The 24,550-nt window shown below is 57.1% G+C and carries 17 protein-coding genes; 10 read left to right on the top strand and 7 right to left on the bottom strand.

Annotated features, from left to right (window positions below; translation table 11 throughout):
• Positions 1-14 precede the first annotated feature (14 nt).
• The 4 genes from trmD to ffh all read right to left on the bottom strand — a co-directional run bounded on the left by trmD (position 15) and on the right by ffh (position 3,143).
• Positions 15-782 carry a tRNA (guanosine(37)-N1)-methyltransferase TrmD gene (gene trmD, locus AOY23_RS05475; RefSeq protein WP_054177798.1) on the bottom strand — a complete coding sequence of 256 codons (768 nt, stop codon included), beginning with the start codon at positions 780-782 and terminating at the stop codon, positions 15-17.
• 30 nt (positions 783-812) lie between these two features.
• Complete coding sequence (gene rimM / locus AOY23_RS05470) at positions 813-1,361, bottom strand: ribosome maturation factor RimM (RefSeq protein WP_054177797.1); 549 nt, start codon at positions 1,359-1,361, stop codon at positions 813-815.
• Between the two features lie 18 nt (positions 1,362-1,379).
• Complete coding sequence (gene rpsP, locus AOY23_RS05465; RefSeq protein WP_054177796.1) at positions 1,380-1,628, bottom strand: 30S ribosomal protein S16; 249 nt, start codon at positions 1,626-1,628, stop codon at positions 1,380-1,382.
• A 153-nt stretch (positions 1,629-1,781) separates the two neighbouring features.
• A complete protein-coding gene (gene ffh, locus AOY23_RS05460; RefSeq protein ID WP_049847284.1) occupies positions 1,782-3,143 on the bottom strand; it encodes a signal recognition particle protein in 1,362 nt (453 codons plus the stop codon).
• 166 nt (positions 3,144-3,309) lie between these two features.
• Here ffh and AOY23_RS05455 point away from each other — a divergent pair, with 166 nt between their 5' ends.
• Positions 3,310-4,101 carry a cytochrome C assembly family protein gene (locus tag AOY23_RS05455; RefSeq protein WP_054177827.1) on the top strand — a complete coding sequence of 264 codons (792 nt, stop codon included), beginning with the start codon at positions 3,310-3,312 and terminating at the stop codon, positions 4,099-4,101.
• A gap of 19 nt (positions 4,102-4,120) precedes the next feature.
• Positions 4,121-5,407, top strand: a complete 1,287-nt coding sequence (locus tag AOY23_RS05450) for an HlyC/CorC family transporter (RefSeq protein ID WP_054177795.1) — start codon at positions 4,121-4,123, stop codon at positions 5,405-5,407.
• A 51-nt stretch (positions 5,408-5,458) separates the two neighbouring features.
• Here AOY23_RS05450 and grpE read toward each other — a convergent pair whose 3' ends face one another.
• Complete coding sequence (gene grpE, locus AOY23_RS05445; protein ID WP_054177794.1) at positions 5,459-6,052, bottom strand: nucleotide exchange factor GrpE; 594 nt, start codon at positions 6,050-6,052, stop codon at positions 5,459-5,461.
• A 121-nt stretch (positions 6,053-6,173) separates the two neighbouring features.
• Between grpE and nadK the strand changes: the two genes are divergently transcribed.
• The 3 genes from nadK to bamE all read left to right on the top strand — a co-directional run bounded on the left by nadK (position 6,174) and on the right by bamE (position 9,289).
• Entirely contained in the window at positions 6,174-7,052 is an 879-nt protein-coding gene (gene nadK, locus AOY23_RS05440) for an NAD(+) kinase (protein ID WP_054177826.1), read from the top strand.
• Between the two features lie 85 nt (positions 7,053-7,137).
• Positions 7,138-8,799, top strand: a complete 1,662-nt coding sequence (recN, locus tag AOY23_RS05435; RefSeq protein ID WP_054177793.1) for a DNA repair protein RecN — start codon at positions 7,138-7,140, stop codon at positions 8,797-8,799.
• A 148-nt stretch (positions 8,800-8,947) separates the two neighbouring features.
• Positions 8,948-9,289 (top strand): outer membrane protein assembly factor BamE, encoded by a 342-nt coding sequence (gene bamE, locus AOY23_RS05430; RefSeq protein ID WP_054177792.1) that lies wholly within the window; start codon positions 8,948-8,950, stop codon positions 9,287-9,289.
• Between the two features lie 65 nt (positions 9,290-9,354).
• Here bamE and AOY23_RS05425 read toward each other — a convergent pair whose 3' ends face one another.
• Both AOY23_RS05425 and AOY23_RS05420 read right to left on the bottom strand, forming a co-directional pair.
• Entirely contained in the window at positions 9,355-9,645 is a 291-nt protein-coding gene (locus AOY23_RS05425; protein ID WP_054177791.1) for an RnfH family protein, read from the bottom strand.
• Positions 9,635-10,072 (bottom strand): type II toxin-antitoxin system RatA family toxin, encoded by a 438-nt coding sequence (locus AOY23_RS05420; RefSeq protein ID WP_200906033.1) that lies wholly within the window; start codon positions 10,070-10,072, stop codon positions 9,635-9,637. The genes AOY23_RS05425 and AOY23_RS05420 overlap by 11 nt, the downstream gene beginning before the upstream one ends.
• A 152-nt stretch (positions 10,073-10,224) precedes the next feature.
• Between AOY23_RS05420 and smpB the strand changes: the two genes are divergently transcribed.
• The 5 genes from smpB to AOY23_RS05395 all read left to right on the top strand — a co-directional run bounded on the left by smpB (position 10,225) and on the right by AOY23_RS05395 (position 24,543).
• A complete protein-coding gene (smpB, locus tag AOY23_RS05415) occupies positions 10,225-10,707 on the top strand; it encodes an SsrA-binding protein SmpB (RefSeq protein WP_054177790.1) in 483 nt (160 codons plus the stop codon).
• 715 nt (positions 10,708-11,422) lie between these two features.
• A complete protein-coding gene (locus AOY23_RS23130; RefSeq protein ID WP_054177789.1) occupies positions 11,423-17,428 on the top strand; it encodes an Ig-like domain-containing protein in 6,006 nt (2,001 codons plus the stop codon).
• Positions 17,425-20,871: a beta strand repeat-containing protein gene (locus AOY23_RS23125; protein ID WP_054177788.1), complete on the top strand. Its 3,447-nt coding sequence runs from the start codon at positions 17,425-17,427 to the stop codon at positions 20,869-20,871. Before AOY23_RS23130 ends, AOY23_RS23125 begins: the two co-directional genes overlap by 4 nt.
• 133 nt (positions 20,872-21,004) lie before the next feature.
• The gene (locus tag AOY23_RS05400) at positions 21,005-22,360 is read left to right on the top strand and encodes a TolC family outer membrane protein (RefSeq protein ID WP_054177787.1); all 1,356 of its coding nucleotides are present in this window, start codon (positions 21,005-21,007) and stop codon (positions 22,358-22,360) included.
• Complete coding sequence (locus AOY23_RS05395; protein ID WP_054177786.1) at positions 22,357-24,543, top strand: type I secretion system permease/ATPase; 2,187 nt, start codon at positions 22,357-22,359, stop codon at positions 24,541-24,543. The genes AOY23_RS05400 and AOY23_RS05395 overlap by 4 nt, the downstream gene beginning before the upstream one ends.
• The last annotated feature ends 7 nt before the right edge of the window (positions 24,544-24,550 follow it).

Here is a 24,550-nt window from a genome sequence, read left to right as displayed (position 1 = left end):
GATATTCGGGGGCGTTATGCCAACCCATCATGTTTATGTTGCTGTTGCGCGTGTTCCGTTTTGAACTCCGCCAGCAACTTTGCTTGCTCTTCAGTCAGAGCCAGGTTTTCCAGAAGTTCAGGTCTTCTAAGCCAGGTACGGCCCAGCGACTGTTTCAAACGCCAGCGACGAATCTCAGCGTGGTTGCCTGACAGTAACACTGCCGGGACTTCCATGCCTTCTAACACTTCAGGACGAGTATAGTGTGGACAGTCCAGTAATCCATCAGCAAAGGAATCTTCCGTTGCTGAAGCTTCATGCCCCAGTACCCCCGGAATGAACCGGGAAACCGAGTCAATCAGCGTCATTGCTGGTAACTCACCACCACTGAGAACGTAATCGCCGATAGACCATTCTTCGTCAATCTCGGTCTGGATTACGCGCTCATCTATCCCTTCGTAGCGACCACACACCAGAATCAGCTTTTGATTCGTGGCCAGTTCGCTGACGCCTGCTTGATCAAGCTTGCGCCCCTGAGGTGACAGATAGATCACCTTTGCGCCTTCACCTGCCGCGGCTTTTGCTGCATGAATGGCATCCCGTAAGGGTTGCACCATCATTAACATCCCCGGTCCGCCGCCGTAAGGACGATCGTCCACGGTACGGTGCCGGTCGTGCGTGAAGTCACGAGGACTCCAGTTCTGGATGCTCAGCAGGCCATTTTTTACTGCCCGGCCAGTTACCCCGTAGTCGGTAATCGCGCGGAACATTTCAGGAAACAGGCTGATTATGCCAATCCACATAGCGCCGTCTTTTACCGGTAATCCGGAGGTTTAAAAACCAGGATCCCAATCTACTTCAATCGTTTGAGTAGTGAGATCGACTTTCTTGATAACCTGCCCATCGAGGAACGGAACCAACCGCTCCTTGATACCAAACGCATCTTTCAGGTTTGCCTTAATGACGAGAACGTCATTCGACCCGGTTTCCATCATATCGATGACTTTACCGAGGTCGTAGCCTTCGGTGGTCACTACCTGGCAGCCCATCAGGTCTTTCCAGTAGTAGTCACCCTCTTCCAGCGGTGGCAACTGCGAGGAATCTACGACAATTTCACAATTGGTCAGCAGATTCGCGGCATCGCGATCGTCAATGCCTTTCAGCTTAATGACGATATCCTGATTGTGGTGACGCCAGCTTTCCAGCTCGACTTCTTGCCACTGACCCGCCTTCTGGATAAACCAGGGCTGATAGTCAAAAATGCTTTCGGCGTCTTCGGTGGAGGAAAACACTCTGAGCCAACCACGAATACCGTATGAAGACCCCATTTTCCCCAATACGATCGGTTCGACGGGTGCTTGTGCGGTGTGTTGCTTGCTCATCATGACCACCGTGACAGATTAAGCTGCTTTGTTTGCTGCTTTGATAAGCGCTGCAACGCGATCGGAAACAGTAGCGCCCTGGCCAACCCAGTGAGCGATACGATCCAGATTCAGACGAGTTCCTTCTTCCGCGCCAGAGGCGATCGGGTTGAAGAAACCAACGCGCTCAATGAAGCGACCGTTGCGTGCATTACGGCTGTCGGTGACAACAACCTGGTAGAACGGACGCTTTTTAGCGCCGTGACGTGCTAAACGAATAGTTACCATAACATCCTCTTGTGTGAATAAAACAACCGGGCCCCATCGAGGAACGGAGCCCGGTGTCATATTAAAAGCCCGAAAATTTTACTGATTTTTGGGAAAATTGCAATCAGCAGTTAATAAACCGTGATCTCAAGGGCCGTCGGCGGTGCAGGCCAGTTAACGTCCAGGGAAGCCGGGAGGCATCATCCCTTTCATATTCCGCATCATCTTCGCCATTCCGCCCTTCTTCATTTTCTTCATCATGCGCTGCATGTCGTCGAACTGTTTCAGCAGGCGGTTAACGTCCTGCACCTGCATACCGCAACCGGCAGCGATGCGGCGCTTACGGGAACCTTTGATGATTTCGGGTTTGGCGCGCTCTTTCATCGTCATGGAGTTAATAATCGCCTCCATCCGTACCAGCACTTTGTCGTCCATCTGCGCTTTTACGTTGTCCGGGATCTGCCCCATGCCGGGCAGTTTGCCCATCAGGCTCGCCATGCCGCCCATGTTTTTCATCTGACGCAGTTGCTCAAGGAAATCGGTCAGATCAAAGCCGTCGCCTTTTTTCAGCTTGCTCGCCAGCTTCTCCGCCTGCGCGCGGTCGACTTTGCTCTCGATATCTTCGATCAGCGACAGTACGTCGCCCATGCCAAGAATACGGGAGGCGATACGATCCGGGTGGAACGGCTCCAGCGCTTCGTTTTTCTCGCCAACGCCAAGGAATTTGATCGGCTTACCGGTGATGTGACGGATAGACAGCGCCGCACCGCCACGGGCGTCGCCGTCGACTTTGGTCAACACGACACCGGTCAGCGGCAGCGCTTCGTTGAACGCTTTCGCTGTGTTTGCGGCATCCTGGCCGGTCATGGCATCAACCACGAACAGCGTTTCTACCGGGTTGATCGATGCATGAACCTGCTTGATTTCATCCATCATCGCTTCATCGACGTGCAGGCGACCGGCGGTATCCACCAGCAGCACGTCGTAGAATTTCAGCTTCGCCTCTTTCAGCGCCGCGTTAACGATATCAACCGGTTTTTGCCCCACGTCCGAGGGGAAGAAATCCACGCTGACCTGCTGCGCCAGGGTTTCCAGCTGCTTGATCGCCGCCGGGCGATAAACGTCCGCAGAAACCACCAGCACTTTCTTTTTATGCTTCTCGTGAAGGAATTTACCCAGTTTCGCGACGCTGGTCGTTTTACCGGCCCCCTGCAGACCCGCCATCAGCACGACTGCCGGTGGCTGTGCCGCGAGGTTCAGGCTCTGGTTTTCCTCACCCATCGCCGCAACCAGTTCGTCACGAACGATTTTGACGAACTCCTGTCCTGGCGTCAGGCTTTTGTTGACCTCGTGACCCACCGCTTTTTCTTTCACGCGATTGATAAAGTCACGCACGACCGGCAGCGCAACGTCAGCTTCCAGCAGCGCCATGCGCACTTCGCGCAGGGTCTCTTTGATATTGTCTTCAGTAAGGCGTCCGCGACCGCTGATATTACGCAGCGTACGCGACAAACGATCGGTTAAATTATCAAACATTGTCTCTCGCCTGAGGTGGAAACGTTCAGTCGCTGATGCGACATAAAGCCAGAAATTTGCCGCAGTATAACACGACACATCCTGAGATGTGATGCAACGGTTGGAGCGGACGTCTCCTGACGGTATACTGATTCTCTTTCTTATCCAGCAAACCGTTGACACCTATATGCCTGTTTTTGCCTTGTTAGCTCTGGTCGCTTACTCTGTCAGCCTCGCGTTGATCATTCCCGGTTTGCTGCAAAAAAACAGCGGCTGGCGTCGCATGGCAATTATTTCCGCCGTTATCGCGCTCATCAGCCACGCCTTTGCCTTGCAGGCGCGCATATTCCCCGGTGGCGAAAGCGGACAGAATCTGAGCATTCTGAATGTCGGGTCGCTGGTCAGCCTGCTGATCTGCATCGTGATGACCATCGTCGCCTCGCGCAATCGCGGCTGGCTGCTGCTGCCGATTGTCTACGCCTTTGCCTTGATCAACCTGGCGTTAGCCACGTTCATGCCCAATGAGTTCATCACCCATCTTGAAGCCACGCCGGGCATGATGATCCACATCGGCCTGTCGCTGTTCGCCTATGCGACGCTCATCATTGCCGCGTTGTATGCCCTGCAGCTCGCCTGGATCGACTATCAGCTGAAAAACAAAAAGCTGGCATTCAGCAGCGAAATGCCACCGCTGATGAGCATTGAGCGAAAAATGTTTCACATCACCCAGGTCGGCGTCGTGCTGCTGACGCTCACGCTCTGCACTGGCCTGTTTTATATGCAGAATCTCTTCAGCATCGAAAATCTCGATAAGGCGGTCCTTTCCATCATCGCATGGTTTGTCTATATCGTATTGTTGTGGGGCCACTATCATGAAGGCTGGCGCGGTCGTCGCGTCGTCTGGTTTAACGTAGCGGGTGCCGGATTGCTGACGCTGGCCTATTTTGGCAGCCGTCTTATCCAACAATTCGCGGGTTAAGCGATAAAGGAATTCCGTCTTGGAACATATCTCAACCACTGCGCTGATCATCACACTGATCATCATGGTGGTCATTTCCGCCTATTTCTCCGGTTCTGAAACCGGCATGATGACGCTGAACCGCTACCGGCTGCGTCATCTGGCCAAGCAAGGCAACCGCCCGGCCAGGCGCGTCGAAAAGTTGCTGCGCAAACCCGATCGTCTCATCAGCCTGGTTCTGATTGGCAATAACCTGGTGAACATTCTGGCCTCGGCGCTCGGCACCATCGTCGGGATGCGCCTGTATGGCGATGCGGGTGTGGCGATCGCCACCGGGGTATTGACCTTTGTGGTGCTGGTATTCGCCGAAGTGTTGCCAAAAACCATCGCCGCGCTGTACCCGGAAAAGGTCGCCTTCCCGAGCAGTTTTCTGTTAGCGCCATTGCAGGTATTAATGATGCCGCTGGTCTGGCTGCTGAACACCATCACCCGCATGCTGATGCGCCTGATGGGGATCAAAGCCGATACGGTGATTAGCGGCGCGCTCAGTAAAGACGAACTGCGCACCATTGTTAACGAATCACGCTCGCAAATCTCCCGCCGTAATCAGGACATGCTGCTGTCGGTACTGGATCTGGAAAAAGTCAGCGTCAACGACATCATGGTGCCGCGTAATGAGATTGTCGGCATCGACATTAACGATGACTGGAAATCCATCGTCCGCCAGCTCACCCACTCCCCGCACGGGCGCATTGTGCTCTACCGCGATTCGCTGGACGACGCCATCAGCATGCTGCGCGTGCGGGAAGCCTACCGGCTGATGACCGAGAAAAAGGAGTTCACCAAAGAGGTGATGCTCCGCGCGGCAGATGAAATCTACTATGTGCCGGAAGGCACGCCGCTCAGCACACAACTGGTGAAATTTCAGCGGAATAAAAAGAAAGTGGGGCTGGTCGTTGATGAATATGGCGATATTCAGGGACTGGTCACTGTGGAAGACATTCTGGAAGAGATCGTCGGTGATTTCACCACTTCCATGTCGCCGTCGCTGGCGGAAGAAGTCACGCCGCAGAATGACGGCTCGGTGATTATCGACGGCAGCGCCAACGTGCGCGAACTCAACAAGGCGTTCAACTGGCGTATGCCGGAAGACGAAGCCCGCACCATCAACGGCATGATTCTGGAAGCGCTGGAAGAGATCCCGGCGGTCGGCACCCGCGTGCGCATTCATCAGTACGATATCGATATTCTCGACGTACAGGACAACATGATTAAGCAGGTGAAAGTAGTGCCGGTGAAATCGATTCGGGAGAGCGTGGCTGAATAAATGTAACAGGCCGGGTAAGGCGAAACCGCCACCCGGCCCTATGGCAGCGAATTACGCTTTCGCCTTCGCGACGGTCACCATCGCGGCGCGGATCGTACGACCGTTAAGGGTGTAACCTTTCTGCATCACGCCAAGCACGTTGCCCGGGGTAACGTCGTCAGATTCCACCATCGCAATCGCCTGATGCACGTTGGGATCCAGCGGTACGTTCGTTTCCGCGATGACGTCAATGCCAAATTTGCGTACCACATCCAGCATCGATTTCAGCGTCAGTTCAATACCTTCCACCATCGCGGACATCTCTGGATTAGCCCTGTCGGCCACTTCCAGCGCGCGATCGAGGCTGTCGATGACCGGCAGCAGCTCGTTGACGAATTTTTCCAGCGCAAACTTATGCGCCTTCTCAACGTCCAGTTCGGTACGACGACGCAGGTTTTCCATCTCTGCTTTGGCACGCAGCAGCGCGTCACGTTCACGATTCTGTGCTTCAGCAAGCTGAGCTTCCAGATTCGCAATTTGTTCATCGCGCGGATCCACCTGCTCAGCCGATGCATCAGGCTCTACGGCCTCAACCTCATCATGCTGTTCCTTGATAATTTCTTCCGGGGCTTGCCCGTCAGGCGTTTTCTGTTCTTTACTACTCATGAATTTCTCCGCGTTTTTTCGTATTCGTCTCGCTAACATCGCTTATTATGGGGATCAGTTTCCGGGATTCAAGGGAAGCGGGCATATTGTCATCATACATTTGGTACAAGGACTCGAGAAAATGAACAATCATTTCAAGTGTATTGGGATTGTAGGACATCCGCGTCACCCTACCGCGTTGACGACACATGAAATGCTGTACCGCTGGCTCAGTACTAAAGGGTATGACGTCATCATTGAGCAACAGATCGCACGTGAACTGCAACTGAAAGATGTCCGCACCGGTACGCTGGCGGAGATCGGCCAGCAGGCCGATCTGGCGGTGGTGGTCGGTGGCGATGGCAATATGCTGGGCGCGGCTCGTACGCTCGCACGTTACGATATCAAAGTAATTGGCATCAACCGCGGCAATCTCGGTTTTCTGACCGATCTCGACCCGGACAACGCCCATCAGCAACTCGCCGATGTGCTTGAAGGCCATTACATCAGCGAAAAACGTTTTTTGCTGGAAGCGCAGGTGTGTCAGCAGGACTGCCAGAAACGCATCAGTACCGCCATCAATGAAGTGGTGCTCCACCCCGGTAAAGTGGCGCACATGATTGAGTTCGAGGTGTATATCGATGAGACCTTTGCGTTTTCGCAACGCTCCGACGGTCTGATTATCTCGACGCCCACCGGCTCAACTGCCTACTCGCTTTCAGCGGGCGGCCCGATCCTGACGCCGCAACTTGATGCCATTACGCTGGTGCCGATGTTCCCGCATACCTTGTCGGCGCGACCGCTGGTTATTAACAGCAACAGCACGATTCGTCTGCGCTTTTCCCACCGCCGCAGCGACCTTGAAATCAGTTGCGACAGCCAGATAGCCCTGCCGATTCAGGAAGGTGAAGACGTGCTGATCCGCCGTTGCGACTATCATCTCAACCTGATCCACCCTAAAGATTACAGCTATTTCAACACATTAAGCACCAAACTGGGCTGGTCAAAAAAATTGTTCTGATTTTGAACAAGGGGCTTTACTGTATAAAAAACCTGTTTATACTGTATGAAAACACAGTTATGGTTTTTCATACAGGAAAACAACAATGCTGGCACAACTGACCATCAGTAATTTCGCCATCGTGCGTGAGCTTGAAATCGATTTTCAAAGCGGTATGACGGCAATCACCGGCGAGACCGGTGCAGGTAAATCCATTGCTATTGATGCCCTGGGGTTATGCCTGGGTGGGCGCGCCGAAGCGGATATGGTCCGCGCTGGCGCCAGTCGTGCCGACCTCTGCGCGCGCTTCTCCTTAAAAGACACCCCTGCCGCCCTGCGCTGGCTCGAAGAGAATCAACTCGACGACGGACGTGAGTGTTTACTTCGCCGCGTCATCAGCGCCGACGGGCGTTCACGCGGCTTCATCAACGGCACCGCGGTTCCCCTGTCGCAATTGCGGGAGCTGGGTCAGTTGCTGATTCAAATTCACGGCCAGCATGCACACCAGTTGCTCGTCAAGCCGGAACATCAGAAAGCGCTGCTGGACGGCTATGCCGGTGAGGCCACGCTGATTCAGCACATGAGCGACCGCTATCATCAATGGCATCAGAGCTGCCGCGATCTGGCGCAACATCAGCAGCAAAGCCAGGAACGCCTCGCCCGCGCGGAACTGCTGCAATACCAGTTGAAAGAACTCAACGAATTTCACCCACAGCCGGGCGAGTTCGAACAGATCGACGAAGAGTACAAACGTCTGGCGAATAGCGGCCAGTTACTGACCACCAGCCAGCACGCGCTGGCGATCCTTGCCGATGGCGAAGAGGTGAACCTTAACAGTCAGCTCTACGCGGCAAAACAGCTGGTCAGTGAACTGGTCGGCATGGACAGCAAACTCTCCGGTCTGCTCGATATGCTGGAAGAGGCGTCCATTCAGCTCAGCGAAGCCAGTGACGAACTGCGGCATTATTGCGACCGTCTGGATCTCGACCCGAACCGTCTGTTTGAACTTGAGCAGCGCCTTTCCCGCCAGATCTCACTGGCGCGTAAACACAATATCAGCCCGGAAGAACTGCCCGCGTTCCACCAGTCGCTGCTGGATGAACAACAACAGCTTGACGATCAGGCCGATTCACAGGAAACCCTGAGCCACGCCGTCGCGCAGCATCACCAGCAGGCGCTGGAAGCCGCCAAACAGCTGCATACACTGCGGCATAACAGTGCGCAGGAACTGGCGCAGCTGATCACCGAGAGCATGCACTCGCTGTCAATGCCGCACGGCCTGTTCACCATTGATGTCGAGTTTGATGAAAAACACCTCACGGCAGAAGGTGCCGATCGCATCGAATTCCGCGTCACCACCAACCCCGGGCAGCCGTTACAGCCGATTGCGAAAGTAGCTTCCGGCGGCGAACTGTCGCGCATTGCACTGGCGATTCAGGTGATCACCGCCCGTAAAATGGAAACCCCGGGGCTGATTTTCGATGAAGTCGATGTGGGCATCAGCGGCCCGACCGCCGCCGTGGTCGGAAAACTGCTGCGCCAGTTGGGTGAATCCACTCAGGTGATGTGTGTGACCCATCTGCCGCAGGTGGCAGGTTGCGGTCATCATCATTTCTACGTCAGCAAAGAAACCGACGGCGAAATGACGGAAACACACATGTTACCGCTCGATAAACGCGCGCGTTTGCAGGAGCTGGCACGTCTGCTCGGTGGTAGCGAAGTCACCCGCAACACCCTGGCAAATGCGAAAGAGTTGCTGGCAGCGTAAACTTTTTTTGCTTCTCAGAGTCTGAGTTCACAATAAAAACGCCGTTAGACCTGCCGGCAGAGGTTTTAAACTGACTAAAGGTCTATTATCATCGGCATATTACATATGAGCCGCGCGCTGCTCGGGCCCGAAAAGGAATCAAATCACTATGCGCTGTAAAATGCTGACTGCTGCCGCAGCCGTTCTTCTGATGATGACCGCAGGCTGTTCCACTCTGGAGCGAGTGGTTTACCGTCCTGACATCAACCAGGGTAACTATCTGGCACCTAACGACGTATCAAAAATTCGTGTCGGTATGACGCAACAGCAGGTTGCTTATGCTCTGGGTACACCGATGATGTCTGATCCGTTTGGCTCAAATACCTGGTTCTACGTGTTCCGCCAGCAGCCAGGTCATGAAAACCCGACTCAGCAAACGCTGACCTTAACCTTCAGCAGCGCAGGCGTGTTAACAAACATCGATAACAAACCTGCCCTGACCAGTCAGTAAGATTCAGAAATGCAAAAAGCGCTCATTGAGCGCTTTTTTTATGTTCGGTAAACCTGAGTTAAGCATTACTGCCCGGCGGATTTCTCTGCGCGCTGGCGGCGTAACTCTTTGGGATCAGCAATCAACGGGCGGTAAATTTCCACACGGTCGCCGTCGTGCACTTCGTCATGCAGCTTAACCGGTCGGCTAAAAATACCGGTTTTGTTTTTACTGAGATCGATATCCGTGCGCAGTTCAAGGAGCCCGCTGGCGATGATCGCCTGCTCTACTGTCGCCCCTTCATCCACCGTCACGCGCTGCAAATATTGCTTTTCCGGCAGCGCATAGGCGACTTCCACCGTAATCTTACCCGGCACTGTAAACCTCTTTTGCACGGACCGTGAATGCCTGCACCATATTGGCGGCCAGCTCTTTGAAGATGCGGCCAAACGCCAGCTCAATGAGCTTATTGGTGAACTCAAAATCGAGATGAAACTCAATTTTGCAGGCTTCCTGACTTAACGGCGTAAACTTCCAGCCCCCCATCAACGACTTAAACGGGCCATCGACGAGATGCATCAGGATACTTTGATTGTTGGTCAGCGTATTACGCGTTGTAAATGTTTTGCTGATCCCAGCCTTCGAAACGTCCACCGCCGCTGTCATCTGCGTCGGGCCAGATTCCAGCACGCGACTGCCGGTACAACCCGGTAAGAACGCAGGATAGGATTTCACATCATTCACAAGCTGATACATTTGTTCCGCGCTGTAAGGCACCAGTGCAGTCCGGCTAATCTGAGGCATAGCAATTTCCATGATCAAACACCGGCCAAATTGTAGCATTTATCCCGTGTTAAAAGCACGTTCAGCCTTAACTCGTGCTAAGATAGCGCATCACACCTCGCAGGAAAGATCGGGGTAAATCTGTATCAGAATAGCGATGACTTCAGGACATTATGACCAAGAAAAAAACCCACAAACCTGGATCAGCCACCATTGCGCTGAATAAACGCGCCCGTCACGAATACTTTATCGAAGATGAATTCGAAGCAGGCCTCGCATTACAGGGCTGGGAAGTGAAATCTCTGCGCGCAGGTAAAGCGAACATTGGCGACAGCTACGTGCTTCTTAAAGACGGTGAGGCTTACCTGTTTGGCGCTAACTTTACACCGCTGGCGGTGGCTTCCAGCCATTACGTCTGTGACCCAACCCGTACCCGCAAGTTGCTGCTGAATCAGCGTGAGCTGGATACGCTCTACGGCCGCGTTAACCGTGAAGGCTATACCGTCGTGGCGCTGTCACTGTACTGGAAAAACGCCTGGTGCAAAGTCAAAATCGGTGTCGCTAAAGGTAAGAAACAGCACGATAAACGTTCGGATATCAAAGAACGCGAATGGCAGGTGGATAAAGCCCGTATTATGAAACATGCCGGTCGCTAAAAAACACACATTTATTTTCCGGCTATCTCTATTTTGAGGGATAGCCACCTCTCCCTAACTAAAATTAATTAATAATACCTTCGCTCCAACGCTGTTTTTACACCTGCCATTTCTTCCCTGACGAATTGCATAATTCAGTGTTATTAAATATACGATATATCACCCGTCTGTTGTCAGTCATATTCTCGTCTTTATTTTGCACTGCCCGCTTTTTATTTCGATCGATGTCACAACACTAATCACATGCAGAATACAGGGATATACGGAAATAATTCAGTATAGTGATTAGCCGACACTGCCTGCAATGATGATAAATAATCCTTAAAAATCAAATCGTTAACTTATCCATAATATAATCAATAAGAATAATCCTTATTAATAAAGCGCGAATTCCACACTTATTTCACTGCTGCTTAACTCATCAGGTACCTTATTTAATTTCAGCTTCATTTGCGCTTTCTATATTTTCTGGCTATATCATTTTTAACCACCAATATTAAAAGAAAAATCTATGCCTCTGACACTCATATAGCGTTAGTTATTCATCACATAAATGCTTCAGCAAAATGCAAAAAACCACCCTGTTCCGGGCGGTCGCTCTCTTATTGCTATTTGCTTACCGAAGTGAATATCGCGCGTGTTGTTTTTACGGGCTTTTGCTCCTGAAAACACAGCAATAACAGAACCCAGCGTTCATCAGATTGGAGTGATAACGATGCGTCCAGTATCCATTATCTCTAAAGTGACCGGTGTCTCTCAACAGGTTGAATCCTCAGTCATTACTTTGAATTCGTCTTCGATCGTTAAACTCCGGCTTGAACGTTCGGATATCGCCAGTATTGCCCGTGCAAATCAGGACATGATCATCACCCTGCATTCTGGCGAGACGATCACCATCCGGAATTTTTACGCATCGTCAGAACTGGGGGGTAGCCAGCTGGTGCTGGAAGACTACCAGGGCGCACTCTGGTGGATACAGGATCCCGATACTGCACTCCAGTTTGAACCTATTGCCGATATCAACACCCTGCTCGTTACCGAATCCGGCAGCGAAGCCGGTGGTGCGTACTGGCCCTGGGTGCTGGGAGGCATCGCCGCCGCGGGTGGCGTGGCGGCGGTAGCGGCCACCAGCGGGGGTGGCTCGGATGACAGTGGTTCCGGTAATAGCGGTGGCGCCTCGGGTTCAGGTGACGCCAACGACACGACACCGCCCGATGCGCCGAAGAACATGAACGTCTCCAGCGAAGGGACAACAGTGACTGGCAACGCCGAGCCGGACAGTATGGTGGTCATTAAAAATGCTGAGGGTACGGTATTAGGCAGCGGCAGAACGGACAGCGACGGCAATTTCTCCATTGAGCTAAGTAAACCGCATGTGAGCGGTGAGCAACTGACCGCCACGGCGACCGACAACGCGGGCAACGACAGCCCGTCCGCCAACGTCAACGCACCTGACATTCCGTTTCCACAAACACCAGCCATCGACGGCGCGCAGGACGACGTCACCTCACAAACAGGTGAGTTAACGCAGAGCCAGTTTACGAACGATGCTCAGCCAGCGCTGTACGGCACCGCAACCGCGCTCTCCGTCGTTCACATTTATGACAATGGCACCGAAGTTGGTTCCGTCCGGGCGGACGCTGACGGCAACTGGAATTTTACGCCATCAACACCGCTGAGCGACGGCAGCCACGCCTTTACGGTTACCGCGACCAACGTGAAAGGGGAAAGCCAGCCTTCCGGTAGCTTTACGCTGACTATTGATATCGATGTACCGGATGCACCAGCCATCACCGCACTCACGGACGACGCGGGTTCTAGTACGGGTGCCATCACGGCGAATACCATCACCGACGACAACACCCCGACGCTTTCCGGTACTGGCGAAGCGGGCAATATCATCACGATTTATGACAATGGTCAGCCCATCGGCAGCGTCACAGCCGACAACCAGGGGAACTGGAGTTTCACGCCAGGGACAGCGGTAGCCGAGGGCACGCATCAGTTTGGCGTCTCGCAAACCGATAAAGCGGGTAATACCAGCCCGATAACCAATGGCGATACGTTCTACGTCTACACCACGGCGCCTGCCGTACCGACAATGAACACGGTTCAGGACAACGCAGGCAGTGTCACCGGCCCGCTGACAGACAATCAGCCCACCGATGATAACACCCCCACCTTCAGCGGCACCTCGCAGCCTGGCGTGACGATTCAGATTTACGATAACGGCACCGCCATTGGCTCAGTGGTCGCTGACAGCAATGGCGCCTGGAGCTTCACACCGCAGCCGCCGCTGGCGGAGGGAAGCCATGAAATCACTGCCACGGCAACCAACCCGCTCGGCGAAAGCGATCCCACAGACGAGTTCACGCTGATTGTCGATACTTTTTCCCCTGCCACGCCCGCGGGTTTCACCGTCACCGACGATGCTCCGGATACGGTCGGTCCGCTGCAGAACGGGCAGACGACCAATGACACGACGCCCACGCTGGCGGGGATCACCGAAGCCAGTGCCGTCATCAGGGTTTACGACAACAACGTACTGATCGGGCAAACCACGGCAGACGCGCAGGGCAACTGGAGCTTTACGCCCTCTCCCGGCCTGAGCCAGGGTTCGCATTCGCTGACAGTCACCGCGACCGATGTCAGCGGCAATGCCAGTCCGCCATCAGGCGCTTTCGTGGTGGTTATCGACACCACGCCGCCGCAGATGCCCACCATCACCCTGGTGACTGACGATATGCCTGGGGTTCTCGGTACCGTCGCGAATAACGGCCTGACCAATGACAATACGCCAATGATCAGCGGCTCTGGCGAACCGGGATCAGTAGTGAAACTCTATGATGGCGACACGCTACTCACCAGCATCACCGTAGGCATTTCAGGCACCTGGAGCTATCAGGTCACCACGCCACTGGACGATGGCGAACATCCGTTCACCGTGACTGCCAGCGACAGCAACGGCAACACCACCGCGTCCTCGGCAGCGTTTACGGTAACTATCGATACCGGCGCACCCGCAACGCCTGCCATTGATACGGTCAAAGACGACGCTGGCGCCACGCTGAATAACACGCAACTGACCGATGAAACACAACCGCAACTGAACGGTACCGGTGTCGCTGGCTCGACTATCACTGTTTACGACAACGGCACGCCCATCGGCACTGCCGTGGTCGATGGGGATGGTGCGTGGACCTTTACCCCGCAAACGCCGCTGGGTGACGGTTCGCATACCCTGACCGCCACCGCGACCGATCCGGCAGGTAACGAAAGCGGCGAAGCGAGCTTCACCTTAACGGTTGACGGCACCGCGCCGGACGCGCCGCTTATCGACTCGGCCACTGTGGTGGTTGGCGGCAATGGCGTGGCGCTGAACAGCGGCAACGCCACCAACGACCAGCGCCCCACGCTCTCAGGCGAAGGGGAAGTTGATTCTGTCATTACGATTTACAATAACGGCGATGAGATTGGCACAGCCATCGTCGGCAGTAACGGGCAATGGACTTTCCAGCCCCCCACCAATTTGCCGGAAGGCAACAACGTGCTGACAGCAACAGCGACCGACCCGGCAGGCAATACCGGAGACCTTTCCGGCAGCTACACCGTGGTGATCGATCTGACCGCGCCGGACAAACCAGCCATCCCGACGATCACCGATAATGCGGCGCCTGGCACCGGTAACGTGGGCAATAACGGCGCCACTAACGACACGACGCCCACCATCAGTGGCACCGGTGATGCCGGAAATCTGATCACCCTCTACAACGGCAACACGCCCATCGGATCAACGCAGGTCGACAGCAACGGCAACTGGAGTTTCACCCCCTCCCCGGCGCTGCCAGAGGACAGCTATACCCTGACGGTGAAAGAAACTGATCCGGCAGGCAATACCAGTGTGGCGTCAGACGCTATCACCTTTACCATCGACACTACGCCCCCTGCGGCGCCAGTCATTAGTAATGCTGATGACAACGTTGGTACACCCGCAACGATTACCAGCGGCGGTATAACCGACGACGCCACCCCGACGATAAACGGCACTGGTATCAATGGCAGTATCGTGACGCTGTACAACGGCACCACGCTGATTGGCGAAGCGACCGTCATCAACGGCGAGTGGTCGATTACCCCCACGACCCCGCTACAGGATGGCACCTGGACGCTGACCGCCGTGGCTCGTGATCCCGCCGGGAACAACAGCCCCGTCTCTGGCGACTTTACGCTGACCGTTAACACTGTACCGCTTGCTGCTCCGGAACTGATCGAGGTAGTGAGTCACGAAGAAACGACTTCCGACGTCCTGGCTGACGGGGCGTCAACCAACGACAATACACTCACTTTCAACGGTACTGGCACACCGGACAGCACGGTACTGATCTATGACACCGACACCACCACGCCGGTCGGCAGCGCCACGGTCGACCCGGACGGTACCTGGACATGGAGCAGTCCGGTATTAAGCGAAGGTGATCATACCTTCAGCTTTGGTGCGGAAAACAGCACCGGTAATACGGTGTCACCGTCAAATCCCATCATGCTGACCGTAGACACCACGCCCCCCGCATCTCCAACGGTGGGTACGGTTGATCCCAACGGCACGCTGGTGAGCGGAACCGCTGACGCAGGCAGCACCGTAATCATCACAGACAACGCCGGAACCGTGCTTGGCACCGGTGTGACAGGCAGTAACGGCAACTACAGTGTGACGATCTCCCCGGCGCAGGTGAACGGTGAGGCGCTGAACGCAACCGCCCAGGATCCGGCCGGCAATCAGAGCCAGCCGACTGGTTTCACCGCAGCCGACAATCCCGGAACCGTCCTGCCGCCGACACTGGTCATCACTGACGATATCGACCCGGTTTCCGGGACGCTCGTCAGCGGCGACAGCACCAACGATACGCTACCAACCCTCAGCGGTACCGCAGTGGCCAACGCCATCGTCACCATCTGGCTGGATGGCAGCAGACTGGATTCCGTCACCGCCGATGGTAACGGCAACTGGGAATACCAGCTCACAACGCCATTGAATGACGGTACACATCGCTTCGCCGTCAGCCAGACCGGCAGCGGCTCATCGCCGGACGTTACCATTACGGTAGATACGGCGGCACCGGGCGCGCCAGTGCTGGGCTCGGTCATTGACGATCAGTTGCCAGTCACCGGGGCGATCGCCAGTGGCGGCACCACTAACGATACGCATCCAACCCTGTCGGGTACCGCTGAGCCGGGATCGCTGCTGACAATTAACGATAACGGCACGGCCATTGGCTCTGTTGTGGTCGGCCCTGGCGGGAACTGGGTGTTCACACCGACGACGCCGCTCGGTGACGGGCCGCACAACATCACGCTGGTCGCGACCGACAGCGCAGGCAATGTCGGCGCTCCGTCGACCGGTTTTAACTTTAACGTCGATACGGCAGCGCCTGCCACGCCTGCGCTTCCCACCGTCACGGATGATACCGGCACCACACCGGTGACACTGACGACGGGCGATCCGACACGCGATACCATCCCGACGCTCAGCGGCACCACTGATGCCAACGCCACGGTGCAGATTTACGACAACGGCACGCTGATCGGCACGACCACCGCGGACGGCAGCGGCAACTGGAGCTACAGCGGCACCACCTTTGCTGATGGCAGCCATCCGATTACCATCAAAGTGACCGATCCGGCGGGCAACACCAGCGCCACTTCGCCGACCTTTACACTGGTGGTGGATACCACCGCGCCCGTAGCACCGACCATTACCTCGGTGGTGGACGATCGGCCTGGCGTCACCGGCCCGCTGACCAGTGGCCAGGTGACCAACGACACGCAACCGGCCTTAAGTGGCCGCGGCGAAGCAGGCGCCACACTGACTATCCTGGATGGCACGACGGTACTGGGCTCGGTCACCGTACAACCGGACGGCAGTTGGACCTTTACCCCCGGCACACCGCTGACGGGGGGCAACCACAGCTTTACCGTCACTGCCACGGATGCGGCAGGCAACACCAGCACGCCGTCCAGCGCCTTTACCGTGGTGGTCGATATCACCCCGCCAGCCGTGCCGGTGATTACCGGCGTGACGGACAACACCACACCCCACACTGGCGCGATAGCCGACGGCGGTACGACGAACGATACCCGCCCGGTGCTGAACGGCACAGGCGACGTTGGATCGATCATTACCATTTACAGCGATGGCGTGGCGCTCGGCTCTACCACCGTCGGCAGTGACGGCAACTGGACGTTCCGCCCGCCATCGGCGCTGAGCAATGGCGCTCATGATTTCACTCTGACCGCCACCGACACCGCAGGCAACACCAGCGGAACGTCAGCCGACTGGACCGTCCGGGTCGATACCACCGCACCCGCGGCGCCGGTGATCAGCAGCATTGTTGATAACACCGGTAGCGTCACCGGGCCCGTCACCGGCACCCAACCGACCAACGACACCACCCCGACGCTGAACGGGACGGCGGAAGCCAACGCCACCGTCACGATTTTCGATAACGGCACGCAGATTGGTCAGGTGCAGGCGGATGCCAACGGCAACTGGACCTTCACGCCAGGTACTGCTCTCGGTGAAGGCAACCACGCGTTCACCGCATCAGCCACCGACATCGCAGGCAATACCAGCACGCCTTCCGCGATAACCACTATCGCCATTGATACCACCGGACCTGCTGCGCCGGTCGTGCTGGCGGTAAACGATACGGCACGCAGGTGACCGGGACGGCGGAAGCAGGCAGTACGGTGACGATCACAGCTGCCGATGGCACTGTGCTGGGCACCACCACCGCTGACGGAACGGGCGCCTTTACGGCAACGATTACCCCGGCGCAGACCAACAGCGAAACGCTGTCAGCCACGGCAACTGACCGGGCAGGCAATAGCGGCGCCTCCACCAGCTTTACCGCACCGTCAACCGGGATCCCGGCCACACCGATCATCTCCAGCGTACTGGATGATGTCACGCCAGTAGCGGGCAGCGTGGCACGCGGCCAGAGCACCAACGATACCCTGCCTGAACTCCACGGGACCGCGCAGGCAGGCGTCATTGTTACCCTGTACGACAACGGAGCGCTGCTCGGCAGCACAACTGCCGATGCGCAAGGTAACTGGAGTTTTACGCCGTCAACCGCGCTGGATAACGGTGTGCACAGTTTCACCGTCACCGCCACCAACGTGAACGGCACCAGTGCACCCTCTCAGGCGTTTGGTATCAACGTGGACACCGTCGCCCCCGACGCGCCAACGGCGACGGTCAGTGCGGATGGCAGTTCAATCAGCGGTACCGCGGAAGCCAACAGTTCTGTGACCGTGACCCTGCCTGGCGGCGCTACCGTCACCGCAACCACCGACGGCAGCGGCAACTGGACGGCGAATCTGCCGACCCGACAGATTGACGGGGAAAGCCTCACCGTCACCGCGACCGATGGCGCGGGCAACGTCTCACCACCGTACACGGCTACCGCGCCTGACCTGCCGCTGGCGGCAAATGACAACGTCGTCAACCTGCCGCTGGTCACCGAGGCCGAAGTCACCACGCAGCATTACGATGATTACGGCGTCCTGCTGGTCGGCGCGCTGGGCAACGTGGCCTCGGTACTGGGGAATGACACCGCGCAGGTGGAATTCACCATCGCCGATGGCGGCAGCGGCAACGTCACCATCAACGCCGCAGGCACTGGCGTGGTGCTGTCGTTGTTAAGCTCCATGGAGATCCTGGTGCAGGTGTACGACACCAACCTGCAAATGTGGACCACCTACGCTGATTCCACCGATCCGCGCTTCCTCAACCTGCTGACGCTTGGCGCCTCCGGCGTCACGCTGAATCTGGAAGGCTTGCCGGGCGGCAGCTATCGCGTACTGAGCTATAACACCGATCTGCTGGCCACCGGCTCTTACACCAGCCTCGACGTGACGGTGAACCAGACCAGTGCCGGGACGATCACTGGCGGCACCAGCGAAACCGGCAACGTGATCACCGATGTCGATCCGAACAGCGGGCAGGATAACGCCCCGACTGGCACGGTGGTGACCTCCATCACCGATGCCAGCGGCGCGACTATCGCCGTGCCATCAGGCGGTATTGATGTGCAGGGGAACTACGGGACGCTGCATATCAATCAGGATGGCAGCTACACCTACACCCTGACCGATACCTCGGCGACGGTGCTCGGCAGAACAGAAAGTTTTACCTACACCATCAGCCAGAACGGCAGCAGTGCGTCGGCAAACCTTGTCGTAACCCTCGGCACAGGCGCGACGGCCAGCAGCGTGACAGCGGCAGATGACAACGCGTCGCTGATCTTTGATACCGACGTGTCGGCGGTGAATAACGGCGCTTCGTCGCAGGGCGGCTTTACCGTCGTCGGCGTCAACCTGGGCAATGTTCTGAATGCTAACGTGCTGGACGATCTCAGTAACCCGATCATCTTCGACGTTGAAGAGGGCTCCACCCGCACCATGACGCTACAGTCCAGCGTTGGTGGCGTGGCGCTCGCCTCGTCGTGGGATCTGCTGATCTATCGCTTCAACGATGTCACGCAGCAGTATGAACAGTACCGGGCGGTGGATAACTGGCTGAACGCGCCACTGCTTGGCGGTCAGTCCGATCCGCTCACGCTCACGCTGCCGGGCGGGAAGTACCTGTTCCTGCTCGACACGGCCAGCGGCATTTCGGTGCTGACGGGCTACACGCTGAATGTGCTCGCGGACCACACGTATAACGTCGACAGCGTCAGTGCGACGACGTCGGGGAACGTGCTGACCAACGACGCCCACAGCGGTGCCGCCACGGTCACCGAGGTGAACGGGCATCTCGTCTCCGCTACCGGCACCACCACTATCGACGGGCTGTACGGTACGCTGACGATCAATGCCGCAGGCAACTACACGTACACGCTGAAAAGCGGCGTCGGCGCCGACAGCATCAAAACGCCGGACAGCTTTGTCTATAAGATCACCGGCGCCAACGGCGATACCAGTACCGCGACGCTGAATATCACCCCGACGCCGCACGGTGTGGATGCAGTCAACGACACCAGCAGCCTGATGGCAGTCACCACATTGCAGGATACATCGCAGCCGTTTACCGACAGCAGTGTCGGCACCGTGACCTGGACGTCATCGCTGATTAACCCCACCACCGCCACCGGTAACGGCACCATTGACATCACCGCTGGCTCGGCGGTGAAAGATGTGGTCCTGCATTTCCAGATTGCCTCTGCGCTGGCGCTCGGTGGACTGACGGTGAACTGGACGATCAAAGACGGCACCACCACCGTCGCCAGCGGCAACTTCAGCGGCGGTTCGCTGTTGGGCGGCGCGATTGATGTCACCGTGCCGGGTCTGGAGCTGCACTCCGGCAGCTACACATTGACCTATACCGGCAATGTCGGCGCGCTGTCGATTGGCAACATCACCATCACCCCGAGCGTCAGAGGTACCACCATCGATCTCGATAACTTCGAGAGTTCGGGCACCAGTGCCGTCACCGGCAACCTCTTCGACGGCAGTGGTTCGACAGGCGCGGCGGATCAACTCGCCAGCGTACATACCCTGCTGACGGTCAACGGCGCAGGCGGCAGCACCGCCACGCTTGATCCGCTGACCAACAGCAGCGCAGAAGCCACCATTAACGGCCTCTACGGCACGCTGACCGTCGGCGTTGACGGCCATTACACCTATACGCTCAACAACGGCGTTGCCATTTCGACCATCACCCAGAAGGAGACGTTCACCTACACGCTCAACGATCAAAATGGTCACACCGACAGCGCCACGCTGACCATCGACATGAACCCGCAAACGGTGAGCACCGCCCAGGCCGACAGGGTTGTCGGCAGTATCTACGGCGATACGCTGATTTATCACCTGCTCAGCAGTAACGACGCCACCGGCGGCAACGGCACGACCGACAGCTGGAGCAACTTCTCACTGGCGCAGGGCGACAAGATAGACATTGGCGATCTGCTGGTGGGCTGGAACGGGCAGAACGCCTCACTCGGCAACTACCTGACGGTTTCCGCCAGCGGCAACAACACGGTGATTTCCATCGACCGCGACGGTACCGGCTCGACGTACCACGCGACTAACCTCGTGACGCTGGAGAACGTTCATACCACGCTCGATGAGCTGATCCAACAGAACCACATTGTGACCTGATAAGACCGACGGCAGCCCCGGACGCATGCACGTCCGGGGCGCTGAAAATAACGTACTCAGCTTTCTTAGGGACAATTTATGGGAAAATTACTGCCTGCCTGCCTGCTGCTGGCTGGCGAGCTGTCTGTGCGTAATGCCGGCGGCGTATGCCGATGACGAACCACAGCGAATTACGACGCAAGGGCTGGCCGGGCAAGAACTCCCCGCGCTGGATGGCTCCTCCACGCTAAAGCTGGATGCCGCGCCCCCGGGAACGCTGACGCTGAATGAGGCGGTAAACCGCGCGGTCAACTGGCACCCCTCAATCAACGAAGCGGTGGGTAAACTGTGGGCGCAAACCGAACAGGTGAATGTCGCGAAAGCGAAATACTATCCGCAGATCAGCGCCGGGATGAACAACGGTTACTCCAACACTTATCTCGATCACGGCTTCAGCCCGTCGCTGGTACTGTCGCTGTCGCAGATGCTGTATGACTTCGGCAAAGTCGACAGCCAGGTGCGAGCGGAAAGCGCTGGCGTCGCGCAACAGCAGGCCAACGTGCTGGTCAGCATCGACAGCGTCGGCCACGATACCGCCATCGCCATGGTGCAGGTACAGACCTGGCAGCAGATGGTGGCGATCGCCGAAGAACAACTGGCAGCACTGAACGCCATCGGCAAACTGACGCAGCAGCGCAATGACGAAGGCGCGACATCCCTCTCCGACGTGGTACAAACCGACGCCCGCATCGCGTCGGCCCGTTCTCAGTTGATTCAATATCAGGCCAGTCTGGAGAGCACACAGGCAACGCTGATGAGCTGGCTCGGTTGGGATAATCTCAACGCCATCAGCGACGAATTTCCGCAAAAACTCGGTAAAAGCTGCGATATCGCCCAGCCGGACGATCGCTTAGTGCCCTCGGTGCTCGCTGCCTGGGCGCAGGCCAACGTGGCGAAAGCCAATCTCGATTACGCTACAGCGCAAATGACCCCCACCATTTCGCTGGAGCCGCAGGTACAGCACTACCTCAACGACAAATACCCCAGCCACGACGCGCTCGATCGCACTCAGTATTCCACCTGGGTTAAAGTCGAAATGCCTATTTACCAGGGCGGCGGCCTGACGGCACGGCGCAACGCCGCCACCCACGCGCTGGAAGCGGCACAGTCCGGCATCAAACGCACTCGTCTCGACGTGCGGCAAAAGCTGATGGAATCCCGCAGCGAAGCGCTGAATCTACTTGGCGCGTTGCAGGTGTTGCAGCGCCAGGAGACGCTCAGCGAGCGCACCCGCGAACTGTATCAACAGCAGTATCTCGACCTCGGCTCACGCCCGCTGCTCGACGTGCTCAACGCCGAACAGGAAGTTTTTCAGGCGCGTTTCGCGCAGCAGCAGACGCTCAGCCAGCTCCATCAGTTGCAGCTTAACTGCCTCTACAACAGCGGCAAGTTGCGCAGTGCCTTCGGTTTAGAGAACCGCAGCATTCAGTCCGTGGAGATCCAGCCATGACCCACACCTCCCCGCCCGTTGAAGAGTTGCTGACCGAGCGCGCACTCAGCCACTGGGCGCTGGCGATAAGCCATGTCGCAGCGCATTACCGCGTGGCCTGTTCGCCCGGCACATTACAGGCCAACGCGCCGTGGTTTAAAGATAAAGGCATGCATTCCGCACTGACGCAACTGTCGCGCCAGGCGGGTCTGTCGTTCTATCAGTTAACGCCCTCAACGGAGGCGATTTCCCACTGGCGGCTGCCGGTGGTGGCTTCGCTGAACGACGGGCAACTGGTGGTCATCGAGCATTTTGACGGTCAGGAGACCGTGGATATCTGCCTCATCGACCACGAACAGCGCACTAACCGCCTGCCGCTCAACACGCTGCTGGCGGAGATCCGCTTTATCGCCGTATTGCGTCCGCTCTCGGCTTTACGGGACAGTCGCGTGGACGCCTACGTGACCCGCTTCAGCCCGGACTGGATGAAAGCCCTGGTGCTGGCCGACTGGCGCCCGTACGGTCCGGTGATGCTGGCGGCGTTTCTGGTGAACGTGCTGTCGCTCTCCGGGATCCTGTTTTCGATGCAGGTCTATGACCGGGTGATCCCGGCGCAGTCGTACCCCACGCTGTATGTGCTGGCGACGGGCGTGCTGGTGGCGGTGATTTTTGGTTTTCTGCTGAAAGTGGCGCGCAGCCACATTATGGATGTGATCGGCAAACAGGCGGACATGCGGATTTCCGATCGCGTATTCGGCCATGCGCTGCGACTGCGCAACAGCGCCATTCCGCGATCAACGGGCAGCTTTATTTCACAGCTACGCGATCTGGAGCAGATCCGCGAAATGATCACCTCCTCGACCCTGTCGACGCTCGTCGACCTGCCCTTCTTTTTCCTGTTTATCATCGTTCTGGCGATCATCGCGCCGCCGCTGGCGTGGATTGCCCCTGTAGCGGCGATCCTGATGATGCTTCCCGGTCTGCTGCTGCAAAAACGGCTGGCGCTGCTGGCGAACCAGTCCGCTCACGAAGCGTCGCTGCGCAATGCCGTGCTGGTGGAGAGCGTGCAAGGGCTGGAAGACATCAAACTGATGCAGGCGGAAAACCGCTTTCTGCAACAGTGGAACAGCTACATTCGCATCACGGCGGAGTCCGGCCTGCGCACCCGCGAACTGACGCAGGGGCTGATCAGTTGGGGGATGACCATTCAGAGTCTGGTTTATACCGCGGTGATCCTCTTCGGCGCGCCAATGGTGATCGACGGCGAGCTGACCACCGGTTCAGTAGTGGCCGCCTCGATGCTGGCGTCACGCATGATCGCGCCGATGGCTAATCTCTGTGGCGTGCTGGCCCGCTGGCAGCAGGTGAAAGCGGCCAAACAGGGGCTGGATGGCATCATGCAATTGCCGACGGAGACCGGGCGTGATGAAAACCTCGTCCATCAGGCGATTTTTCACGGCCATTATCAGTTTGAAAACGCGCAGTTTCGCTACCACAGCGAAGAGCAGCGCATTCCGCTGCGGATTTCACGCCTTGAGATCCTCCCCGGCGAACGAATTGCGCTGCTCGGACGCAACGGCGCGGGAAAATCAACCCTGTTGCAGGCGCTGGCGGGCGGCATGGAGATCGTCAGCGGCGACGTGCGGCTGGATAACCTCAGCATGGGGCACATCGACACCGCCGATCTGCGGCGCAACATCGGTCTGCTCAGCCAGAACGCACGGCTGTTTTACGGCACCCTGCGTGAGAACCTGACGCTCGGCGCGCCGCACGCCAGCGATGAGGCGATTTTTGAGGTGCTGGAAATCAGCGGTGCCGACAACTTTGTCAAACGCCTGGAAAAGGGACTCGACCACCCGATTATGGAGGGCGGCGCGGGATTGTCCGGCGGGCAACGGCAGTCGATTCTGCTCGCCCGCATGCTGTTGCGCTCGCCAAATATTGTTCTGCTTGATGAACCTACGGCGTCGCTCGACGACCATACCGAACGGGAATTTATCCAGCGCATCACCCCGTGGCTTGGCAATCGCACACTGATTGTCGCCACCCATCGTGTGCCGATATTAGACCTGGTCGAGCGCGTGGTGGTGCTGAAAGAAGGTCAGCTGGTGATGGATGCGCCGAAAGCGCAGGCGATGAACAACAGCCGGATGGCGGCGCAGTCCAGTGCACGGGAGTGGAAAAATGAAAACCAGTCTGCATGACGCCGCG

This window comes from Trabulsiella odontotermitis (assembly GCF_001297775.1).
GTDB classification, from domain to species: Bacteria; Pseudomonadota; Gammaproteobacteria; order Enterobacterales; family Enterobacteriaceae; genus Trabulsiella; species Trabulsiella odontotermitis.
This window is presented reverse-complemented; position numbering and strand designations above follow the sequence as displayed.